Source organism: Klebsiella grimontii, assembly GCF_900200035.1.
Taxonomy (GTDB): Bacteria; Pseudomonadota; Gammaproteobacteria; order Enterobacterales; family Enterobacteriaceae; genus Klebsiella; species Klebsiella grimontii.
In genome coordinates this window covers 519,997-540,812 of record NZ_FZTC01000015.1, presented here as the reverse complement: position 1 = coordinate 540,812, position 20,816 = coordinate 519,997, and the positions used below count along the sequence as shown (strand labels likewise).

General features: G+C 60.6%; 18 protein-coding genes. 5 read left to right on the top strand and 13 right to left on the bottom strand.

What is annotated here, in order from left to right:
- Positions 1-10: 10 nt before the first annotated feature.
- Together betB and betA are read left to right on the top strand one after the other, a co-directional pair.
- Positions 11-1,483: a betaine-aldehyde dehydrogenase gene (betB, locus tag KOSB73_RS10280; RefSeq protein ID WP_004132232.1), complete on the top strand. Its 1,473-nt coding sequence runs from the start codon at positions 11-13 to the stop codon at positions 1,481-1,483.
- Between the two features lie 14 nt (positions 1,484-1,497).
- The gene (betA, locus tag KOSB73_RS10275) at positions 1,498-3,162 is read left to right on the top strand and encodes a choline dehydrogenase (RefSeq protein ID WP_049087077.1); all 1,665 of its coding nucleotides are present in this window, start codon (positions 1,498-1,500) and stop codon (positions 3,160-3,162) included.
- A gap of 49 nt (positions 3,163-3,211) precedes the next feature.
- Here betA and KOSB73_RS10270 read toward each other — a convergent pair whose 3' ends face one another.
- Positions 3,212-3,907, bottom strand: a complete 696-nt coding sequence (locus KOSB73_RS10270) for a GNAT family N-acetyltransferase (RefSeq protein ID WP_064362407.1) — start codon at positions 3,905-3,907, stop codon at positions 3,212-3,214.
- Positions 3,908-4,093: 186 nt separating this feature from the next.
- On the bottom strand, positions 4,094-5,431 hold the full coding sequence (locus KOSB73_RS10265; RefSeq protein ID WP_049131321.1) for an aspartate aminotransferase family protein: 1,338 nt from the start codon (positions 5,429-5,431) through the stop codon (positions 4,094-4,096).
- Between the two features lie 182 nt (positions 5,432-5,613).
- Here KOSB73_RS10265 and KOSB73_RS10260 point away from each other — a divergent pair, with 182 nt between their 5' ends.
- Positions 5,614-6,378 (top strand): SDR family NAD(P)-dependent oxidoreductase, encoded by a 765-nt coding sequence (locus KOSB73_RS10260; RefSeq protein WP_049087080.1) that lies wholly within the window; start codon positions 5,614-5,616, stop codon positions 6,376-6,378.
- 582 nt (positions 6,379-6,960) lie between these two features.
- Here the strand turns inward: KOSB73_RS10260 and KOSB73_RS10255 are convergent.
- From KOSB73_RS10255 to KOSB73_RS10240, 4 genes are read right to left on the bottom strand one after another with little or no spacing between them, the layout of a single operon-like run.
- On the bottom strand, positions 6,961-7,722 hold the full coding sequence (locus tag KOSB73_RS10255) for an amino acid ABC transporter ATP-binding protein (protein WP_024358860.1): 762 nt from the start codon (positions 7,720-7,722) through the stop codon (positions 6,961-6,963).
- Positions 7,715-8,380 carry an amino acid ABC transporter permease gene (locus KOSB73_RS10250; protein WP_004132434.1) on the bottom strand — a complete coding sequence of 222 codons (666 nt, stop codon included), beginning with the start codon at positions 8,378-8,380 and terminating at the stop codon, positions 7,715-7,717. Before KOSB73_RS10250 ends, KOSB73_RS10255 begins: the two co-directional genes overlap by 8 nt.
- Positions 8,381-8,394: 14 nt before the next feature.
- The gene (locus tag KOSB73_RS10245) at positions 8,395-9,036 is read right to left on the bottom strand and encodes an amino acid ABC transporter permease (RefSeq protein WP_004132432.1); all 642 of its coding nucleotides are present in this window, start codon (positions 9,034-9,036) and stop codon (positions 8,395-8,397) included.
- A 49-nt stretch (positions 9,037-9,085) separates the two neighbouring features.
- Positions 9,086-9,937: a transporter substrate-binding domain-containing protein gene (locus tag KOSB73_RS10240; protein ID WP_004132430.1), complete on the bottom strand. Its 852-nt coding sequence runs from the start codon at positions 9,935-9,937 to the stop codon at positions 9,086-9,088.
- Between the two features lie 234 nt (positions 9,938-10,171).
- Here KOSB73_RS10240 and pdxR point away from each other — a divergent pair, with 234 nt between their 5' ends.
- Positions 10,172-11,638, top strand: coding sequence for a MocR-like pyridoxine biosynthesis transcription factor PdxR (pdxR, locus tag KOSB73_RS10235; RefSeq protein ID WP_004132428.1), 1,467 nt, complete (start codon positions 10,172-10,174; stop codon positions 11,636-11,638).
- A gap of 24 nt (positions 11,639-11,662) precedes the next feature.
- Here the strand turns inward: pdxR and KOSB73_RS10230 are convergent, their stop codons facing one another.
- Both KOSB73_RS10230 and KOSB73_RS10225 read right to left on the bottom strand, forming a co-directional pair.
- Positions 11,663-12,304 (bottom strand): LysE family translocator, encoded by a 642-nt coding sequence (locus tag KOSB73_RS10230; protein WP_024358862.1) that lies wholly within the window; start codon positions 12,302-12,304, stop codon positions 11,663-11,665.
- 307 nt (positions 12,305-12,611) lie between these two features.
- Positions 12,612-13,946, bottom strand: coding sequence for an aminotransferase-like domain-containing protein (locus tag KOSB73_RS10225; RefSeq protein ID WP_004132425.1), 1,335 nt, complete (start codon positions 13,944-13,946; stop codon positions 12,612-12,614).
- Positions 13,947-14,054: 108 nt separating this feature from the next.
- On the opposite strand from KOSB73_RS10225, the gene KOSB73_RS10220 reads away from it, so the two are divergent.
- Entirely contained in the window at positions 14,055-14,945 is an 891-nt protein-coding gene (locus KOSB73_RS10220; protein WP_024358863.1) for a DMT family transporter, read from the top strand.
- Between the two features lie 469 nt (positions 14,946-15,414).
- Here the strand turns inward: KOSB73_RS10220 and KOSB73_RS10215 are convergent, their stop codons facing one another.
- Genes KOSB73_RS10215 through KOSB73_RS10195 form a run of 5 tightly spaced genes read right to left on the bottom strand, consistent with a single transcriptional unit; the run spans position 15,415 to position 20,815 of the window.
- Positions 15,415-16,683, bottom strand: coding sequence for a Zn-dependent hydrolase (locus KOSB73_RS10215; protein ID WP_098140486.1), 1,269 nt, complete (start codon positions 16,681-16,683; stop codon positions 15,415-15,417).
- On the bottom strand, positions 16,673-17,857 hold the full coding sequence (locus KOSB73_RS10210) for an amidase (protein ID WP_049088996.1): 1,185 nt from the start codon (positions 17,855-17,857) through the stop codon (positions 16,673-16,675). Before KOSB73_RS10210 ends, KOSB73_RS10215 begins: the two co-directional genes overlap by 11 nt.
- 17 nt (positions 17,858-17,874) lie before the next feature.
- Positions 17,875-18,885: an ABC transporter ATP-binding protein gene (locus tag KOSB73_RS10205; protein WP_024358866.1), complete on the bottom strand. Its 1,011-nt coding sequence runs from the start codon at positions 18,883-18,885 to the stop codon at positions 17,875-17,877.
- Complete coding sequence (locus KOSB73_RS10200; RefSeq protein ID WP_004132154.1) at positions 18,875-19,918, bottom strand: ABC transporter ATP-binding protein; 1,044 nt, start codon at positions 19,916-19,918, stop codon at positions 18,875-18,877. The genes KOSB73_RS10205 and KOSB73_RS10200 overlap by 11 nt, the downstream gene beginning before the upstream one ends.
- Positions 19,919-19,921: 3 nt before the next feature.
- Positions 19,922-20,815 carry an ABC transporter permease gene (locus KOSB73_RS10195; protein WP_004132151.1) on the bottom strand — a complete coding sequence of 298 codons (894 nt, stop codon included), beginning with the start codon at positions 20,813-20,815 and terminating at the stop codon, positions 19,922-19,924.
- Between the last annotated feature and the right edge of the window lies 1 nt (position 20,816).

The window sequence follows — 20,816 nt, the reverse complement described above, 5'->3', positions numbered from 1 at the left end:
TGGAGGACCCATGTCCCGAATGGCCGAACAGCAGCTTTACATCGACGGTGGTTATGTTTCCGCCACCAGCGGTAAAACCTTCGAGACGATTAACCCCGCTAACGGGGAAGTGCTGGCGACCGTCCAGGCCGCCGGCCGCGAAGACGTCGACCGGGCGGTAAAGAGCGCTCAAAAAGGGCAAAAAATCTGGGCGGCGATGAGCGCCATGGAACGTTCGCGCATTCTGCGTAAAGCGGTCGATATTCTGCGCGCTCGCAACGACGAACTGGCGCGTCTGGAAACTCTCGATACCGGCAAACCGCTGAGCGAAACCGCCGCCGTCGATATCGTCACCGGCGCAGATGTGCTGGAGTACTACGCGGGCCTGATCCCGGCGCTGGAAGGCAGCCAAATCCCGCTGCGCGACAGTTCATTCGTTTATACCCGCCGGGAACCGCTGGGCGTGGTCGCCGGGATCGGCGCCTGGAACTACCCGATCCAGATCGCCTTATGGAAATCAGCCCCGGCGCTGGCGGCCGGGAACGCGATGATCTTTAAGCCGAGTGAAGTCACCCCGCTCACCGCCCTGAAGCTGGCGGAAATTTATCGCGAAGCGGGCCTGCCGGCGGGCGTATTTAATGTGCTACCGGGCACCGGTGCCGAAACCGGTCAGTATCTCACCGAGCATCCGGATATCGCCAAAATCTCCTTTACCGGCGGCGTCGCCAGCGGCAAAAAAGTGATGGCTAACGCCGCCGCTTCTTCACTGAAGGAAGTGACCATGGAGCTGGGCGGTAAATCACCGCTGATCGTCTGCGAAGACGCCAGCCTCGACCTCGCCGCCGACATCGCGATGATGGCTAACTTCTACAGTTCAGGCCAGGTCTGCACCAACGGCACCCGGGTATTCGTTCCGACGCGCCTGAAAGCGGCGTTTGAAGAGAAAATCCTCGCCCGCGTGGCGCGTATCCGCCCCGGCGATCTGTTCGCTGAAAGCACCAACTTCGGGCCGCTGGTGAGTTTTCCGCACCGCGATAACGTGCTGCGCTACATCGAGACCGGTAAGCAAGAAGGCGCGCGCCTGCTGTGCGGCGGCGAAGCGCTGAAAGGCGAAGGCTTCGACCGCGGCGCGTGGGTCGCCCCGACGGTGTTTACCGACTGCGATGACCAGATGACCATCGTTCGCGAAGAGATCTTCGGCCCGGTGATGTCCATTCTGAGCTACGACGATGAGGAAGAAGCGCTCCGCCGCGCCAACGCCACCGAATATGGCCTCGCCGCCGGCGTCGTTACGCCGGATTTAAACCGCGCCCATCGCCTGATTCATCGGCTGGAGGCCGGGATCTGCTGGATCAACACGTGGGGCGAGTCCCCGGCGGAGATGCCGGTCGGCGGCTACAAGCACTCCGGCATTGGCCGCGAAAACGGCGTGCAGACGCTGCACAGCTACACCCAGATAAAATCCATCCAGGTTGAGATGGGTCAGTTTCAATCCATATTTTAACCAGGAGGTCATTTTTGCAGTTTGACTACATTATTATTGGTGCCGGTTCCGCCGGCAACGTACTGGCTACACGACTGACGGAAGATCCCGATACCACCGTCCTGCTGCTGGAAGCGGGCGGCCCGGATTACCGTTTCGACTTCCGCACCCAGATGCCCGCCGCGCTGGCCTTTCCCCTACAGGGTCGGCGCTATAACTGGGCCTACGAGACCGAGCCTGAACCGCATATGAACCATCGCCGCATGGAGTGCGGACGCGGGAAGGGCCTCGGCGGATCCTCGTTAATCAACGGCATGTGCTATATCCGCGGCAACGCTATGGATCTTGATAACTGGGCCTCGGCGCCGGGGCTTGAGCACTGGAGCTACCTCGACTGCCTGCCCTACTACCGCAAAGCGGAAACCCGCGATATCGGCGCCAACGACTACCACGGCGGCGACGGCCCGGTCAGCGTCACCACGCCAAAGCAGGGCAATAATCCGCTGTTCCACGCGATGATTGAAGCCGGCGTACAGGCCGGCTACCCGCGCACCGACGATCTCAACGGCTACCAGCAGGAAGGGTTTGGCCCGATGGATCGTACCGTGACGCCGCAGGGACGCCGCGCCAGCACCGCGCGCGGCTATCTCGACCAGGCCCGCGCGCGTCCTAATTTGACTATTCGCACCCACGCGCTGACCGATCATATTATTTTTGCCGGCAAGCGCGCCGTCGGCGTCGAATGGCTGGAGGGCGACAGCACCGCGCCGTCAAAAGCCACCGCTAATAAAGAAGTGCTGCTCTGCGCGGGCGCTATCGCCTCGCCGCAGATCCTGCAGCGCTCCGGCGTCGGCAGCCCGGAACTGTTGCGCCAGTTCGATATTCCGCTGGTTCACGCCCTGCCCGGCGTCGGCGAGAACCTGCAGGATCATCTGGAGATGTACCTGCAGTACGAATGTAAAGAGCCGGTGTCGCTCTACCCGGCGCTGCAGTGGTGGAATCAGCCGAAAATCGGCGCCGAGTGGCTGTTCGGCGGGACCGGCATCGGCGCCAGCAACCAGTTTGAAGCGGGCGGATTTATCCGCAGCCGCGAGGCGTTTGCGTGGCCGAATATTCAGTACCACTTCCTGCCGGTGGCGATTAACTACAACGGTTCAAACGCGGTGAAAGAGCACGGATTCCAGTGCCACGTCGGTTCCATGCGCTCCCCGAGCCGCGGCCACGTGCGTCTGAAATCGCGTGACCCGCACCAGCATCCGGCGATCCTGTTCAACTATATGTCGCATGAACAGGACTGGCAGGAGTTCCGCGACGCCATTCGCATCACCCGTGAGATCATGAGCCAGCCGGCGCTGGATAACTATCGCGGCCGGGAGATCAGCCCGGGCATTGAGTGCCAGAGCGATGCCGAACTGGATGAGTTCGTACGCAACCATGCGGAAACCGCCTTCCACCCCTGCGGTACCTGCAAGATGGGCTACGACGAGATGGCGGTGGTGGATGGCGAAGGTCGGGTTCACGGACTGGAAGGCCTCCGCGTGGTCGACGCCTCGATTATGCCGCAGATTATTACCGGCAACCTTAACGCGACCACGATTATGATTGGCGAAAAAATGGCTGATGCCATTCGCGGCCGCCAGCCGCTGCCGAAGAGCACCGCGGCGTACTATGTGGCGAACGGCGCGCCGGTTCGGCGGTAAGAGTAAGCCCCGCCCCTCTCCCTGCGGAGAGGGTTAGGGTAAGGGAAAACTAGCGAAAATCTTCCAGCCGCTTTATCTGCCGTCCATCAGCATCAAAATTCTCCGGCGCCAGCCACGCTCGCAGCGCCGCGTCGCGCGCGGGCCATTCGCTATCGATAATCGACAGCATATCGCTATCGCGGGTGCGTCCTTTACGCACCATCCTCTGGCGAAGACGCCCTTCCCAGGTAAACCCCAGCCGGGCGGCGGCGCGGCGGGAGGCGAGATTCATTGAGTCGCATTTCCACTCCAGCCGACGATAGCCGTGAGCAAAACCATTTTGCAGCAGCAGCCAGACTGCCTCGGTCCCGAGCGGCGTATTTTTCATCGCCCGCGACCAGGTGACGTGCCCTATCTCCACCGTGCCCATCGCCCGCTCAATCGCCATATAGCTGACCAGCCCGACGGCCCGCTCGGCGTGCAGATCGATAACCGCATACGGCACCAGCCCATCGTCCATGACCTTGCCGGTAATCCAGTGCGCCGTTGACTCCACGCTCTGCGGACAGTTGCTGGCAAGCCACGTCCAGTCGCTGTCGTCGCCGAGGGTGTAGGCGGCAAACAGATCCGCCGCGTGCCGCTCGGTATCCAGCGGCTCCAGCCGGCAAAAGCGGCCATTTAACGCCGTGCGGCGCAGAAGCCCAGCGCCCTGCCACCCGGGCACGCGATCGTTGACCTGCTGACCAAACTCATTGATTTCCGGCACGCTTGTCTCTCCCGTAGTGTTATCAGGTTGTTATATCAAGAAACCCGGATTGCAGGAAGATGCTGGCAGAATAAGCTATTGAGTTAAGATGGGATGAAAATCAGCCCCGTTCGCGCGAGGCTTAGCGGGGCTACGAGTGGGTGGCCCGGGTCAGGCGATTACGCCGCGACCCGGGAAATCATCCCCTTACTTCGCCAGGCTCGCGAAGCGGGCGAATACCGCATCAAAAATCGCCAGCCCTTTTGCCACCTGTTCGGCGCTGATGGTGCACGGCGGCACCACGTGAATGCGATTTTCCACGACGAACGCCAGCAGGCCGGCTTCGGTCAACGCGCCTTTAATGGCCGCCATATCGGCAGCGCCCAGCGGCGTTTTACGTTCGCGGCTGCTAACCAGCTCCAGCGCCTGGAACAGACCGCGGCCGCGCACGTTGCCGATAATCGCGTGCTTCTCCGCCAGCGCTTCCAGCCCCGGACGCAGCACCTCGTTGCCGATGGTCGCCGCGTTCTCTACCACCTTCTCTTCTTTCATCGCGTCAATGGTGGCGACAATCGCCGCCATCGCCAGCGGATGGCCGGAATAGGTCAGGCCGCCGGCAAAGAAATGGTCATCAAAGTAGCGGGCGATCGGCTCGCTGATCAGCACGCCGCCGGCCGGGACGTAGCCGGCGTTAACCCCTTTGGCGAACGTCACCAGATCCGGCACCACGCCGTCCTGCTCGAAGGCAAACCAGCTCCCTGTGCGGCCAAAACCGGCCATCACTTCATCGAGGATCAATATAATACCGAACTCGTCAGCCAGCGCCCGCACGCCCTGCATATAGCCCTCCGGCGGCACCAGAATCCCGGCGGTCCCCGGGATCGACTCCAGCAGAATCGCGGCAATCGCGTTCGGGCCTTCGCATTCAATCATCCGCCGCAGATGGGCCAGCGCGCGCTGGCACTCCTCTTCTTCCGTCGTGGCGTTAAATTCGCTGCGGTAGAGATAGGGGTTAAAGAAGTGAACGTGACCGCGCGAATACTCGTTCGGTACGCGCCGCCAGTCGCCGGTAGCGGCAATCGCGCTGCCGGTATTGCCGTGATAGGAACGATAGGCGGAGAGCACTTTATCGCGCCCGGTATAGAGCCGCGCCATACGGATGGCGTTCTCATTGGCGTCGGCGCCGGCGTTGGTGAAGAACACTTTGCTAAAGCCTTCCGGCGCCAGCTCGACAATCCGCTTCGCCGCTTCGCCGCGGGCGAGGTTGGCGGTGGCGGGAGCGATAGTCACCAGCGCTTCCAGCTGGGCCTTCATCGCCGCCAGTACGCGAGGGTGCTGATAGCCAATGTTGACGTTGACCAGTTGGCTGCTGAAATCGAGGTAAGTATTGCCTTCGTAATCCCACAGCTCGCAGCCTTTTGCCCCGGCGATCACCAGCGGATGTAAATTGCCCTGCATCGACCATGAATGAAACACATAAGCGCGATCCAGCTGCCGAACTTCATCATTGCTTATCGCTACCTCGTTCTGTAGTGCCAGCTTCATACCCTGCCCTCTCTCATGTCGTTGTTGTTGGCCTCATCATTGGCCGTTCAGGGAAGAAACGGATAGAGCCAGTCAGGCGAAAATGATGTGACACCGTGTCACATCGCCGCGCGCCGACTGGCCCTGTGCCCGCGCGCGCGGGATTTCTATAGTGGGAACGACAACCTGCACAGGAGAATGAAATGGCAACGAGCAAAGTGGTGTTTATTACCGGGGCGACCTCGGGTTTTGGGGAAGCGGCGGCGCAGGTCTTCGCCGATGCGGGCTGGTCGCTGGTGCTGAGCGGACGCCGTTTTGAGCGGCTGAAGACGTTACAGGATAAGCTCGCCTCGCAGGTACCGGTGCATATTATCGAACTCGACGTGCGCGATAGCGATTCGGTCGCCGCGGCCGTGGCGGCCCTGCCCGCTGATTTCGCCGACATCACGACATTGATTAACAACGCCGGACTGGCGCTGTCGCCGCAGCCCGCGCAGAAAGTGGATCTGGACGACTGGAAAACGATGATCGACACCAACGTCACCGGGCTGGTCAACGTGACCCACGCGCTGCTGCCGACGCTGATTAACCACGGCGCGGGGGCGAGCATCATCAATATCGGCTCTATCGCCGGGCAGTGGCCCTATCCCGGCAGCCACGTCTACGGCGCCAGCAAGGCTTTCGTGAAGCAGTTTAGCTATAACCTGCGCTGCGATCTGCTCGGGACCGGGGTGCGCGTGACCGATCTCGCGCCGGGGATTGCCGAGACGGAATTTACCCTGGTGCGCACCAAAGGCGACCAGGCGGCGTCGGACAACCTGTATCGCGGCACCACGCCGCTGAGCGCGCGGGATATTGCCGAACAGATGTTTTACATCGCCACGCTGCCGGATCATATGAATATCAACCGGGTCGAGGTGATGCCGGTGCGCCAGGCCTGGCAGCCGTTCGCCATCGATCGGGATTAAGGTTTGGTAGACCGGAGACGCGCATCAGACATCGCGCTCGGGCCTGGTAGCCCGGACAGGCGCGATAAGCGCCGCCTCCGGGACGGTGTTGAGGGGTTCCGTTCACTATTATCCCGCAGAAAATGTCTCACCGTGGTACGTGAACGGGTAAAGGGGGAGAAAACCGTCTCCCCCTTTACAATCCCCGCGGTCCCGCAAAGAAATCGGTGCTGCGCACTGCGCTCACCTCCCGGACCTCAGCCTGCGGTCGGCCCAACTCGACATCCCTGTCTCGATTCGCCTCTGTCCGCCATCCCTGGCGGCCAGCCCTTGTCTTCGGACCTCCGGTTCGCCGATTTCAGCGGGGGCCAGGGCATCGCTGCATATCACGTTGTTTCAGAGACATATCCGCTGCTGCATGAAAATCTCCCGGAGGCGGTGCTACGCACCTGTCCGGGCTACCCAATCTGCCACCCTCCAACACCGAGCCCGAAAATCCCGGGTCGCGGCGTAAATGCCTTACCCGGGCTACATGACCGCAGACGGCTGGAAACCCGTAGCCCCGGTAAGCGCAGCGCCACCGGGGAGATTGGCCGCTGATGCTTACCGGCTGCTCTGCAAAAACTGCCTGACGCGCTCGGAATCCGGGTTGCTGAAAAACTTCTCCGGCGGCGCTTTCTCAATCAACAACCCTTTTTCGAGAAACACCACCTCATCCGAGACCTGGCGCGCAAAATCCATCTCATGAGTCACCACCACCATCGTGTAGCCCTCGGCGGCCAGCGCCTTCATCACGCCCAGCACCTCGTTGACCAGCTCGGGGTCCAGCGCCGAGGTCGGCTCATCAAACAGAATGACCTCCGGCGACATCGCCAGCGAACGGGCAATCGCCACCCGCTGCTTCTGTCCGCCAGAGAGCGTAATCGGATAAACGTCGGCTTTATGCGCCATCCCCACTTTCTCCAGCTGCTGCATGGCGATGGCTTTCGCTTCATCACGCTTCATCCCCTTCACGTGCAGCAGCGCTTCGCTGACGTTCTGCTGCACCGTCAGGTGCGGCCACAGGTTAAAGCTCTGGAACACCATGCCAACCCGCTCGCGGATTTTCGACAGCTGGCGGTGGGACATCGCCCGGCCATTATGCTCATCAATACCCAGCCGCTGGCCGCTGATGCGGATCTCGCCGCGATCCGGCTGTTCCAGCCAGTTCATGCAGCGCAGCAGCGTCGATTTACCCGACCCCGACGAGCCGAGAATGCTCACCACGGTCCCCTTCTCTACCGTCAGATTGATATCACGAAGAACTTCAACGTTATCAAACTGTTTAGAGACGTTTTTGACGCTTACTGCAGTGGTATCAGACATGACTCATTCCTCTTCTGACTCCCCAGGCGCTCAGACGCTTAATCAGCAGCTCCAGCAGGATGCTGATCGCCCAGTAGAGCCCAATCGCGACGATAAAGGCGTTAAACGGGATAAAATAAGTGGCCTGCACGCTGTTAGCCGCAGCGGTTATCTCCTGGACGGTGATAATGCTGAGAAACGCGGTATCTTTCAGGCAGATAATCAGCTGGTTGCCCATCAGCGGTAGCGCTGAAGAGAGAATATTGGGCAGAATAATGCGGCGGAATATTTTGTAGCGCGAAAATCCCTGCGCCACCGCGGCCTCGATATAGCCACCGGAAAATACCCGACGCTGGCTGCGTAAAATCTCAAAAAAATAGGCGCCGTGGTAGATAACTAAGGCGATTAGGCCTGCGGTCCAGGGTTCCATACTAATACCAACTTGCGGTAGCCCGTAATAGAGCAAATAGGCAAGAATCAAAAAAGGAATCGCCCGCATTAAGCTAACAAAGGCAATAATAAGCCGGTTAAGGGTTTTCTTTTGATATTCGGTTAAATAGCACAGGACCACACCGATAATTAATCCGGCGATGGCCGCGGTAATAAAAAGCTCAAGGGTGGCGAGTAAACCGGCAATAAAGCTGTCGCGCACCGACCAGATAACGGCCCACTGATTCATAGCACCTCCTGTATTTATCGCGCCAGACGTTTCGCTTTACGCTCGGCCATCCCCTGCAGTTTCAGCAGCAGGCCAATAATCACCACGTACAGTAGACCCGCCGCCAGAATTGGCGAAAGAGGTTCATAGGTGACCGAGGAAATTCGGTTAGTGACGCGCGTCAAATCCACCACGCCAATCACCGCAATGGCCGGGCTACCCTTGATCAGGAACGACATCTCGTTAACCAGCGCGGGCAGGCTTTCAATCCACATCTGCGGCAGCATGATATAGCGGAAGTAGGCCCAGCGACGCATTCCTACCGACTCCGCCGCTTCCCGCTGTTCGCGGGGGAAGGTGCGAAAGGCGTTGCGCCAGATTTCGGCGTTAAAGGCCGAGGTATTGAGCGTCAGCGCCACAATCGCCGCGACGTTTTTATCGAGGTTGATCCCGACGGTCGGCAGAGAAAGAAACAGGAACAGCACCAGCGTGACCAGCGGCGTCGCGCGGGCAAGGCTGATATAGACCACCAGCAGCTGATCGATAACCGGGATACGCAACATGCGCACCAGGGCAATCAGCAGACCGATCGCCACGCCAAAAGCAATGGCGATGGCCGAAATCCAGAGGGTCGTCCATGCGCCTTCAATCAGTAACTGCCAGGAAATTGCATCCATGAAGCCCTCCTTCACCTAAACAGGCGGCGGTTTCCCGCCGCAGAACCCATTACAGACCGGCTAATTTATGGAACTGTTCCGGGCTGGTGATTGGCACGTTCGGAAGATCGTCATAGGTTTCGCCAAACCACTTTTTCTGTAGTTCCGCGAGCTTGCCGGTCTCCTTCATGTGGTTCATAAATTTGGTCATATAGGCCAGCAGCTGCGGCGAGTTTTTCGGGATCGGCCACGCCATATAGCCCGGGCCGGATACCGCCAGCCCCTTGGCGAACACCTTCGGTTTGGCCTTCGCCAGATCGTTGACTGAGATAACCACGTTAATCACGTAATCCAGCCGTTTGTTGGCAAGGTCGGCGTAGGCTTCAGGATAGGAGGGATACTCCACCACCGGCCCCAGCTTGCCGCCGGTTTTCTCCAGCATCGCTTTCAGTTCCGGCAGCCGCGCCAGCAGCGCGCTGCCCGCCTGGACGCCCACTTTTTTCCCGCTCAGTTCGGCAATGGTGTTCAGGGAGTTATCGCCCGCGCGTTTAACAAAATAGTGCTGCGCTGACGCCCACGGCGGCGTGAAATCAAAAACCTTGAGACGGTCGTCGGTAATCACCGCGCCGGTTAACGCCATATCGTATTGCCCGGTGGAAACCGCCGCCAATAATCCGGTCCACGGCAGAATGCTCTGGTCAACGTTGAATTTCGCGTATTTACGTAATTCATCGAGCATATCTTTGTTAAAGCCATCCGCCTGGCCGTTATTCATAAAGTTAAAAGGCGCGTAATCATCTTCGGTCGCGACTTTCAGGGTGCCGGATTTTTCTATTTCCGGAAGATCTGCGGCTGCTGCGTGATAAGAAAAGGCCATCGCCATGATGGCGCCCAGACAAATTGAACCTAATGATTTGTTCATTAATTCACCCCTAATTAATTCGCCAGACGTGTTCATTCCAGAACATGAAAAGGTTTTGCAAAATATGTGCCGACGGAAGTTCCGAACCGCGACTGATGAATGCGTTTTTACTGTAGGGAGCGTTTTTAATTTCCGGATAGAGCCAGATTCACCGCGCGGATGTGTCAGTCATTCTCAGGGTGGTATGGAATTTGCTCGAGTTTCTGTACTGAGCGTTTGAGTAAGGAGCCTGGCATGATCCGACACCTGTTACACGTTGATTTCGACCCGCGCCGCGGTTTGCAGGAGCAGGTGCGCGAGACGCTGATTAACGCCATTCTGGGCGGTATTTTTTCCGCCGACACGCCGCTTCCCTCCTGCCGCCAGCTGGCCAGCCAGCTGCGGGTATCGCGTAACACCACGGCGCTGGTTTTTGAGGGGCTGGTTAACGAAGGCTATCTGCTGAGCCGTCCGCGCAGCGGTTACTACCTGCACCCGGATTATCAGCATGCCAGCCGCGCCGCCGCGCCGGAAGCTGCACCCCAGGATGAGCGTTCTGCACCACGCTGGGGCACGCGGCTGCAAATCACGCCCAGCCAGCAGGAGTCGATTCTGAAACCGGCCGGCTGGATGAACTACCGCTATCCGTTTATCTACGGTCAGCCGGATACCCGCCAGTTTCCGCTGGCGACCTGGCGCTCGGCGGCAAACTGGCTGCACGGCGGCGTGCGCGACCCGGCGTGGGTGGTGGATCATATCGATCAGGACGTACCGATGCTGATTGAGCAGATCCGCACCCGGGTGCTGCCCAAGCGCGGCATTGTCGCCTCGCCGGACGAGATTCTGATTACCCTCGGTTCGCAAAACGCGCTTTACCTGCTGACGCGCCTGCTGATGTCATCCAGCACGCGCGTTGGCGTGGAGAATCCCTGTTTTCGCGAGGCCATTAACACCTTTCTGCTCGCCGATACCGATATCGTGCCGCATCCGGTGGATGAGCAGGGGATCGTCCTCAATGACGCCCCCTGCGATTACTACTATGTGACGCCCGGCCACCAGGTGCCGACCGGGGTAGCCATGAGCAAAGCGCGGCGCAGCCAGCTGCTGGAGCATGCCGCTCGCCATGACGCGGTGATAATTGAGGACGATTACGACTCTGAAAGTAACTTTATGCTCAACCCGCTGCCGGCGCTGAAGGCCAGCGATCGCTGCGGTAGAGTGATCTACGTGAGCAGCCTGTCAAAAGCGCTATCGCCGGGCCTGCGGCTGGGCTTTATGGTCGCTGACCCGGATCTGATTGATGAAGCCCGGGCGCTGCGCCGTCTGGTGTACCGCCATCCGCCGACCAATATTCAGTATCAGATGGCCCATTTCCTCGCCCAGGGCCACTATGAAACCCACCTGCGGCGCTACCATTACGACTCGGCCCAGCGCTGGGACCGTCTCAACAACGCGCTGCAGCAGCATCTGCCGGAGTGCCAAATCATCCCCGGCAGCGAACACGCCAACGCGTTCTGGCTGGCCACGCCGGAGCAAATCAACACCCAGCAGCTGACCTGGCGCGCCGCCCACGCCGGGGTGCTGATTGAGCCCGGCGCGCGGCATTTCCTCAGCGACGCGCCGCCGGCTAACTTCTTCCGGATGGGGTTTCACGCCATTAATCCTGACGCTATCGAACAAGGCGTGGAGGTGCTGCGCGGCCAGCTGGCGCAGATGGGCTGAGCGCCGGGCCCCGCGTCCTCACGGTCATGATGACAAATAAGGGTGAACGGCGGAAACAATCAGACCGACGGCAAAACACATAAAGACGATGCCACCGGTTTTATTCAACTTAACAAAGGCATTCCCGGACGACATTTTCGTTTTTACGCTGTGTGCGAAAAGGCCGTAGAGTGAATGAATGACAACAACCAGAATACAGAAGGTTATCGACAGCACGCTGAACTGCGGAATAAAGGGCTGCTGGGGATGAATAAACTGGGGGAACAGCGCCATAAAAAACACAATGGGTTTGGGATTAAATAGCGACACCAGCAACCCCTGACGAAACCGGTAGCTGGCGGAAGGTATCACATCCTCTGAAGACGAGAGAGGTTGATTCAGTACGCGGGGCACCGAGCGATAGAGTTTTATGCCCAGATAGATCAGATAGGCCGCCCCGACCCCCTTGACGATCAACAGCGTCAGCTGAGAAGTGGTAATCAGCACGCCAACGCTGCTGGCGGCAATAATCGAGATGACCCCCATTCCAACCGCCACGCCGATGATCCCCGCCATCGCATTACGCAGATTGTAATTCAGCGTGTTGGTCAGCGTCAGTAATACTCCGGGTCCGGGACTGGCAATGGTCAAACTGGCGATCAGAATATAAATGTAGAGCTGCTGCATTGAAAAAAGATCCTGTACAGAACAGGGCGCCACTCCGCCCCTGAAATGATTAACGACGTAGTATCTTCAGGACGTGCGTGCGCTCAGCGTCAAAAGCACAACCGTACATGATTTTTGTACACTACAGTAACAATTTTAAATTGTCATTAAATTTAAAATTATCCATATAATTCATTAAAATAAATAATAATAGTTTATTTTAATATCATTATCCTGCTATTTATCCCTTAAAAGATTACGGATAAGTAAACCTGTATAACGCAGCTAAAACGCCATCGTTATTATCCCGGCGACGATCGCCGATGGACTAGCGGTATTGTTCAAACTCCACGGCTTCGCGAACCTGGAGCAGCGCCGCACGCAGGCTATCCAAGGGGACTGAACCAAGGGCGATGCGGAGCGCCTGCGGCACGTTCGCGGCAGCGCAAAACGGTTCGGCGGTCGACACGGAAATATGGCGATCCATCAGCATTTTCACCAGCCGATCGGCCCGGCTCTCCTCGCCCAGAGGCAGCCAGAGGAAGTACGAACTCGGATGGCTCACAAAGGGAAGCGCGCCGAGCGTCTCACGCGCGAGCGACTGCCGCAGCCGCGCATCCCGTCGCTTCTGCGCCGCAAAACGCGCAACCGTCCCATCATCAATCCAGGCGCAGATCAGCGAGCTCATCAGCGAAGGGGTATTCCACGTCGTGGCCCGTATGGCGCGTACAATCTCAGACCGATAGCGGGACGGGCAGATAACCGCCCCCACGCGCAGCCCGGTGGCGACGTTTTTCGAAAAACCGGTGATATAAACCGTTCTTTCCGGCGCATAGCTGGCCAGCGGCGGCGGCGGATTGCGGACCAGCCAGGCGTATGCGGTATCTTCAATAATCAGCAGGTCATGCAGGCGCGCGAGGTCCGTCAGCGCCTGCCGCTGGCGAGAAGTGAGCACCCAGCCGAGCGGATTGTGCAGCGTCGGCATGGTATAAACCGCCCGTACCCGCCGCTGCCGGCACAGCTGGTGAAGCGCTTGCAGATCCGGCCCCTCCGCGCGACAGGGGATCGCCACCAGTTCCAGATGATAAAGCGCGGCCAGGGCCTTAAAGCCCGAGTAGGTCAGCGCATCAACCGCCACCACATCGCCGGGGCGCAGAAGGCCCATCACGGTCACCGCCAGCCCGTGCTGGGCGCCGCTGACGATCAGCACGTTTTCCGCGTCGGGCGCAAAGCGGCTACCGGTCAAATGGCGGGCGATAGTTTCGCGCTCGGAGAGCCGCCCGGCATGAGGCTGGTAGCGCAGATGAGATTCAATATCCCCCGCCATCGCCAGCCGCCTGAGCGCCTCGCGCAGCGCATCCCCCTGCGCCGGCAGCGAAGGATAGTTGAAGTTGAGATCGATAACATCGCCCGCCACCGACTGCTGATCGACGCCGTGCCCCGGCGGCAGCGAGATATCCCGCACAAAGGTGCCGCGCCCGGTTTCGCCGCTGACCAGCCCCATTGCTTCCAGTTCACGATAAACGCGGGTGGCCGTGGCCAGCGAGATGCGTTCATCGGCGGCAAGGGTACGATGGGTCGGCAGACGGGTTCCGGCCGGCATCTGTCCGCGATGAATCGCCTGCGCGTATCTGTCGACAATGGTTTTGTATCGGGCTTTCATCGGTGAATGTATCTATGACAATAATTTGATTGTATTAGATTAAGAACACTACCATCGCTTCAGACATTGCTCAAGCGGGCACTGCACAGCCAATATTGCGAGGTTAGCGTGGTAGATTCAGCGGTTCATAACACAGCTCCGGGGCCGTGGTCCGGATGGCTTAATGGTTTGCTGGGCGTCATCATTTTTAGCGGTTCGCTGCCCGCGACGCGTCTGGCGGTGCTGGAGATGGACCCTTTTCTATTGACCTTTCTGCGCGCCTCCATCGCCGGGCTCCTGGCCATCGTGCTGGTGGTCGGCTTTCGCCAACAACGCCCGCGCCTGTCGCAGCTTATGCCGCTGGCGATTGTCTCGTCAGGGGTGGTGATCGGTTTTCCGCTGCTCACGGCGCTGGCGCTGCGACACGTCACTTCAGCGCATTCGATAGTTTTTCTTGGGCTTTTGCCGCTGACGACGGCCATTTTTGGCGTGCTGCGCGGCGGCGAACGTCCGCGTCGCGCTTTCTGGATCTTTTCGGTTATTGGCAGCCTGCTGGTGGTGGGATTCGCCCTGACGCAAAACGCGGCGGCGTCGCTCAGCGGCGATCTGCTGATGCTGGCGGCGGTGATCGTCTGCGGCCTGGGCTATGCGGAGGGCGCGAAGCTGACCCGGGAGCTCGGCGGTTGGCAGGTGATTAGCTGGGCGCTGATTATGGCGCTGCCTTTTATGCTGGTGGCCTCGTGGATGACCCGGCCAGCGTCATGGGGCGCCCTGACGGTATCGACCTGGGCTGCGCTCGGCTACGTGTCGGTTTTCAGTATGCTTATCGGTTTTATCTTTTGGTACAAAGGGCTGGCCGCTGGCGGTATCGCCGCCGTCGGCCAGCTCCAGCTATTACAGCCATTCTTCGGGCTTGGCCTGGCGGCGGCGCTGTTGCACGAAACCGTCAGCCCCGTGATGCTGGCCGTGACGCTGGGCGTGATTCTGTGCGTTGTCGGTTCGCGTAAATTTGGTCGCTGAAGCCGTTCCCGAAGGCGGGTTGCTAATATTGCCCTGGTAGCCCGGACAGGCGCGCAGCGCCGCCTCCGGGACGGTGTTGAGGGGTTCCGTTCACTATTATCCCGCAGAAAATGTCTCACCGTGGAACGTGAACGGGTGAAGGGGGAGAAAACCGTCTCCCCCTTTACAATCCCCGCGGTCCCGCAAAGAAATCGGAGCTACGCACTGCGCTCATCTCCCGGTTCGCCGATTTCAGCGGGGGCCAGGGCATCGCTGCATATCACGTTGTTTCAGAGACATATCCGCTGCTGCATGAAAATCTCCCGGAGGCGGCGCGTCGCGCCTGTCCGGGCTACCCGATCTGCCTCCCTCAGGCGCCGAGCCGGAAATCCCGGGTCGCGGCGTAAACGCCTTACCCGGGCGACGCCTTCGCAGACGGCTGGAAACCCGTAGCCCCGGTAAGCGCAACGCCACCGGGGAAAACGGTCGTTTACACTACCCGCGCGTACTGCAGCATCACCTGCAGCAGCACGTTCGCGCCGGCCTCAACGTGCTCCGGCGACGCATACTCGATTTCGTTGTGGCTGATCCCATCCTTGCAGGGGATAAAAATCATCCCGGTTGGCGCCAGGTAGCTCATATACACCGCGTCGTGTCCGGCGCCGGAGACAATCTCCCGCGCGGGATAGCCCAGACGCTGCGCGGCGTCGGCAATCGCCGCCTGGCAATCCGGGTGGAACGGCGCGGCCGGATAGTGGCTCACCTCTTTCAGCGCTATTTTCAGGCCGCTCTCCCGTTCAACGTCGGCGATAAACGCCCGCAGCTGACGGTCCATCTCATCCACCAGCGCATCGCTGAGATTGCGCATATCAATCGAAAAGGTTACCTCGCCCGGCACCACGTTGCGGCTGTTCGGATAGACCTGCACCATTCCTACCGTACCGCGCCCCTCGTCGCTGCGCCCGGCAATCGCCACCACCTCCTGCATAATACGGGTGGCGACCTGTAAGGCATCCTGGCGCAGGCGCATCGGCGTCGGTCCGGCGTGGGACTCCTGGCCGGTCACCACGCAGTCATACCAGCGGATCCCCAGCACGCCCTGCACAATGCCGATCATTTTCTCTTCATCCTCCAGAATCGGCCCTTGTTCAATATGCGCTTCGAAGTAGGCGCCAATCGGATGATCGCCCGGCGTCTGGCTGCCGATATAGCCGATGCGCGCCAGCTCCTCGCCCACGGTTTTACCGTCCGCATCCTGAGCGGCATAAATGGTTTCCAGCGGGAAAACCCCGGCAAACACCCCGGAGCCCATCATCACCGGCACAAAGCGCGATCCCTCTTCGTTAGTCCAGAACACCACTTCAATCGGCGCTTCGGTTTCGATATCCCGATCGTTCAGGGTGCGCACCACCTCCAGCGCCGCCAGCACGCCGTAGTTGCCATCAAATTTACCGCCGGTCGGCTGGGTATCAATATGGCTGCCGGCGACAATCGGCGGCAGCGCCGGATTACGCCCTTCGCGGCGCATAAAGACGTTGCCGATTTTGTCGACGGTGACGCGCATCCCGGCCGCCTGCGCCCAGCGGATCACCAAATCTCGCCCCTGACGGTCAAGATCGGTGAGCGTCAGACGACAGCAACCGCCCTTCGGCGTGGCGCCGATTTCCGCCAGCGTCATCAGCGAATTCCACAGGCGTTCGCCGTTAATCCGGCAGTCGGTGGTGTCGGTCATCGGGGTAAAAAGGACATCACTGCTCATTTCGGTCTCCTTGCATAAACGCGGCGGCCAGCTCAACCAGCAGACGATCGCTGCCGCGCGGCCCTAAAAATGAGATCCCCAGCGGCAGACCGCCCGTCTGGGCGACCGGCAGCGTCACCTGCGGACGTTGGGTCATCACGGAAATTAACAGCAGGTCATGGGACAGGCGGCGGACCACCTCTATCTCCTCGGCCTGCGCCGTCAGCAGCGGCGCGCCGTCGGGAACGGTCGGCATCACCAGTACCGCATCGCCCAGCTGCGCGTCCCACCAGGCGGCAAAACGCACGCGCTGCTGGCAGGCGGCGTCAAACTGCGCGCGGGTAACCGCTTTGCCCCAGAAAAAGCGCTCCCGGACGTCCGGCCCTAGCTGCAGGCCGTAGCGCTCAATGGTTTCGCCCTGCGCCTGCCACGCTTCGTAGCCCTGAATCTGGCGAAAGGCGAGATAGATATCGTCCACGTCCGGCAGCGGCGCGGCAAGCGGGGTTACCGCGCCGAAAAAGCGCGCCAGCCGTTGGCGAACCGGCTGCAGCGCCTGCTGGCTGCGCAGCGGCAGGCGGGAAAACAGCCCATCATGACAGGCCAGCCGAACGCCGCTCAGATCCGCGCGTTCATCGGCAAACAGGCAGGCGGCGACGGCGGAAAAGACCTCCGGCGAGCGGGCAAAGAAACCGCAGGTATCCATGGTGGCGCACAGCGGCTGGCAGCCGTCGAGGGAGAGACGGCCGTGGGTCGGACGCAGGCCGAACAGTCCGCAGTAGCTCGCCGGCGTCCGAACCGAGCCGCCGGTATCGGTACCGAGGGCAAAATCGCACACTTCGTTCGATACCGCTGACGCCGAACCGGACGAAGAGCCGCCGGGAATATGGTTCGGCGCGGCGCCGTTGCGCGGGGTGCCGTAATGGACGTTGTGCCCGCTCATCGAATACGCCAGCTCGCTGGTATGGGTTTTACCGATAAAGCGCGCGCCGTTATTTAACAACGTTTGCACCACCGGCGCGGTGCGGTTTTTAATCCCGGACAGCGCCAGCAGATGCGGATTGCCGCCGCCGGTCGGATAGCCCGCCACGTCGAACAGATCTTTGACCGCAAAGGTTAACCCGCTCAGCGGCCCGCTGAGCGCATGCGCCACCGGATGCGGCGGATAGGGCATAAAGGCGCGAAGGTCATCCTGCATCGTGTTTTCTCCTGGCTTCAGGCGTAAAGCGCCTGGTTTTCAACGGACGGGCTCAGCTCGCGCCAGCGATGGCAGCTCACCACGTGACGCGGCCCGGCCTGGTCGGTGGCAGGCTGGCTTTGCGTACAGGCGGGACGCGCGTGCGGACAGCGTTCGGCAAACGCGCAGCCCGGCGGCAGGCGCGAGAGATCCGGCGGCGAGCCGGGAATGCAGCGCAGCGCATCGCCCTTTTTCAGCCCCTCTTTCGGACGGCTGCCCAGCAGCACCTGGGTGTAAGGATGGCGTGGGCGATACAGAATCTCCTCAATCGACGCCTCTTCGACGATGCGCCCGGCGTACATCACCGCCACCCGGTCGGCGATCTCCACCGCCGCGCCAATATCGTGGGTCACAAATATAATCGACAGATCGCGCTGCTTTTGCTGCTCACGCAGCAGGATCAGGATCTGGATTTGCACCGTGGCGTCGAGGGCGGTGGTCGGCTCATCCGCCAACAGCAGCTGCGGGTTGCAGGAGAGCGCGAGGGCGATCATCGCCCGCTGGCGCATTCCGCCGGACATCTCGTGCGGGTAAGCATCCAGCCGCCGCTCGGGGCTCGGAATACGCACCTGGCGCAGCGCCTCCAGCGCCCGCTCCCGCGCCGCCTGCCGCGACAGGCCTTCATGACGACGCAGCCCTTCGACAATCTGCTGGCCCACGGTATAGACCGGGTCGAAGGCCAGCAGCGGCTCCTGGAAAATCATCGCGCAGCGCGCGCCGCGGTAGCGCCGCAGCTGCCCGGCGTTCATGGTCAGCACCTCTTCCTCACCGACCTTCAGGGTGCCGGAAAGCACGCTGCTTTTCGGCGGATGCAGCCGCATCAGGGCGCGCAGGGTCACGCTTTTCCCGGAGCCAGATTCGCCGATCAGCGCCATGACCTCGCCCTTTTGCACATCAAAGGAGACGCCGTTGACCGCGTTGACCGTCTGACCGTCGCGGCGGAACTCAACCCGCAGATCGCGGATATGGACGTAGGCTTCATGCGACATGGCTGACCTCCTGAATGGCGATATTTTGATGCCAGGGCGACGCGGGCTGCGCCATCAGACAAGCGCTCTGGTGCCCCTCGCCGACGCTTTGCAACGTCGGTTTCACCTCGGCGCACACCGCTCTGGCGTGCGGACAGCGGGTATGAAAGCGGCAGCCGGAAGGCGGCGAAATCGGGCTGGGCGGATCGCCGTTCAGCGCAGAGGTTAAGGTGCGATTATGCGGGTCCATCGACGGCATCGAGCTTAACAGCGCCCGGGTATAGGGGTGGGCCGAGGCGGTAAACAGCTGCTCCGCCGGGCCAATCTCCACCACCTCGCCGAGATACATCACCAGAATGCGGTCCGACAGCCAGCGCACCACGTGCAGATCGTGGCTGATAAACACATAGGTCAGCGCCAGCGTCCGCTTCAACTCCTGCAGCAGCTGCAGTACCTGGGCTTCCACCGATTTATCCAGCGCCGAGACGGCCTCGTCGAGGATCACCAGCCGGGGCTTCATCGCCAGCGCGCGGGCGATATTCACGCGCTGGCGCTGGCCGCCGGAGAGCGCGTGCGGATAACGGTGGGCAAAACGTTCCGGTTCAAGGCCGACGTGCGCCAGCAGATAGCGGGCGTATTCGCTGGCCTCTTTGGCGCTGACGCCGTGTACCCGCTGGCCGAACGCGATGCTCTCTTCCATGGTCATACGCGGGTTGAGCGACGCGTAGCTATCCTGGAAGACCATCTGCACCTGGCGGCGATACGCTTTCATCGGCAGGCGCGATGAGCCCACCTCCAGGCCATCGAAGATCAGCTCCCCGCTATCCTGTTTGAGCAGCTGCATCAGCAGCCGCGCGGTGGTGGATTTACCGCAGCCCGACTCCCCCACCACGCCGAGGGTTTCGCCTTTAATCACCGCGAAGCTGACGTCGTCCACCGCCTGCACCACTTCACGCGCTTTGCCGCCGCCGGCGGGAAAATGCTTCAGCAGGTTGTTGACCTTCAGCAGCGGCTGCGCCGGTCCGCCGAGATCGATATTGATAAAGGGTTGCATCGCTTACTCCTTAATCGCCATTGCCGCACGCAGGCGGTCCGCGAGGATATTGAACGAAATGGAGGTGATAAAAATCATCAGGCCGGGCAGCGCCGCTACCCACGGCTGGGTATAAATCGCCGTACGCAGGGTGTTCAGCATCAGTCCCCATTCCGGCTCCGGCGGGCGAACCCCGAGGCCGAGAAAAGAGAGCCCGGAGGCGAGGATCATGCACACCGAAATGAGTCCGGTGGAGAAGACGAAAATCGGCCCCAGCACGTTGCCCAGCACCTGCACGCGAATAATGGTGAACGCGCTGGCCCCGGTGGCCCGGGCGGCGTCGATGTAGTCCATATGCCGTACCTGCGCGGTGACGCTTTCGGCGATACGCGCCACCTGCGGCACGAACACCAGGGTCAGCGAGAGCAGCGCGTTACCGATGCCCGCCCCCAGCGCGCCGGAGAGCGCGATCGCCAGCAGCACCGAGGGAAAGGCGTAAAACACGTCCACGGTGCGCATAATCAGGGTATTGGTTTTACCGCCCGCATAGCCGGCGATAATGCCGATCGCCCCGCCGATAAAAAAAGCGAACACTACCGGGACAATCCCCATAAATAGCGACAGCCGGGTGCCGAGAATCAGCCTTGATAGCATGTCGCGCCCGAGCTCATCGGAGCCCAGCGGGAAGCCGTCGGTACCGATCGGCTTGAGGCGTAAAAACATCGACGTTTGGTACGGGTCTTTGACGATAAGCCAGGGGCCGAACAGCGCCAGCGTCAACAGCACGAGGATGATCGCGCCAACGAATACGCCGCCGGGGTCGCGCAGCAGGCGGCGAAACACGCCGCGCCAGTAGCCTTGTCTGGCGACCGTCGTGGCGGAGACGGCAATGCCTTTGGTCGTCACGGTATCCACCATC

Coding starts and splice junctions, on each gene's coding strand:
- KOSB73_RS10240 (WP_004132430.1), bottom strand. CDS start 9,937: ATGAACAAATCATTAGGTTCAATTTGTCTGGGCGCCATCATGGCGATG.
- KOSB73_RS10245 (WP_004132432.1), bottom strand. CDS start 9,036: ATGGATGCAATTTCCTGGCAGTTACTGATTGAAGGCGCATGGACGACC.
- KOSB73_RS10200 (WP_004132154.1), bottom strand. CDS start 19,918: ATGCAACCCTTTATCAATATCGATCTCGGCGGACCGGCGCAGCCGCTG.
- KOSB73_RS10230 (WP_024358862.1), bottom strand. CDS start 12,304: ATGCAGCAGCTCTACATTTATATTCTGATCGCCAGTTTGACCATTGCC.
- KOSB73_RS10210 (WP_049088996.1), bottom strand. CDS start 17,857: ATGCAGGATGACCTTCGCGCCTTTATGCCCTATCCGCCGCATCCGGTG.
- KOSB73_RS10225 (WP_004132425.1), bottom strand. CDS start 13,946: ATGAAAGCCCGATACAAAACCATTGTCGACAGATACGCGCAGGCGATT.
- KOSB73_RS10250 (WP_004132434.1), bottom strand. CDS start 8,380: ATGAATCAGTGGGCCGTTATCTGGTCGGTGCGCGACAGCTTTATTGCC.
- KOSB73_RS10255 (WP_024358860.1), bottom strand. CDS start 7,722: ATGTCTGATACCACTGCAGTAAGCGTCAAAAACGTCTCTAAACAGTTT.
- KOSB73_RS10265 (WP_049131321.1), bottom strand. CDS start 5,431: ATGAAGCTGGCACTACAGAACGAGGTAGCGATAAGCAATGATGAAGTT.
- KOSB73_RS10260 (WP_049087080.1), top strand. CDS start 5,614: ATGGCAACGAGCAAAGTGGTGTTTATTACCGGGGCGACCTCGGGTTTT.
- pdxR (WP_004132428.1), top strand. CDS start 10,172: ATGATCCGACACCTGTTACACGTTGATTTCGACCCGCGCCGCGGTTTG.
- betB (WP_004132232.1), top strand. CDS start 11: ATGTCCCGAATGGCCGAACAGCAGCTTTACATCGACGGTGGTTATGTT.
- KOSB73_RS10215 (WP_098140486.1), bottom strand. CDS start 16,683: ATGAGCAGTGATGTCCTTTTTACCCCGATGACCGACACCACCGACTGC.
- KOSB73_RS10195 (WP_004132151.1), bottom strand. CDS start 20,815: ATGGTGGATACCGTGACGACCAAAGGCATTGCCGTCTCCGCCACGACG.
- KOSB73_RS10205 (WP_024358866.1), bottom strand. CDS start 18,885: ATGTCGCATGAAGCCTACGTCCATATCCGCGATCTGCGGGTTGAGTTC.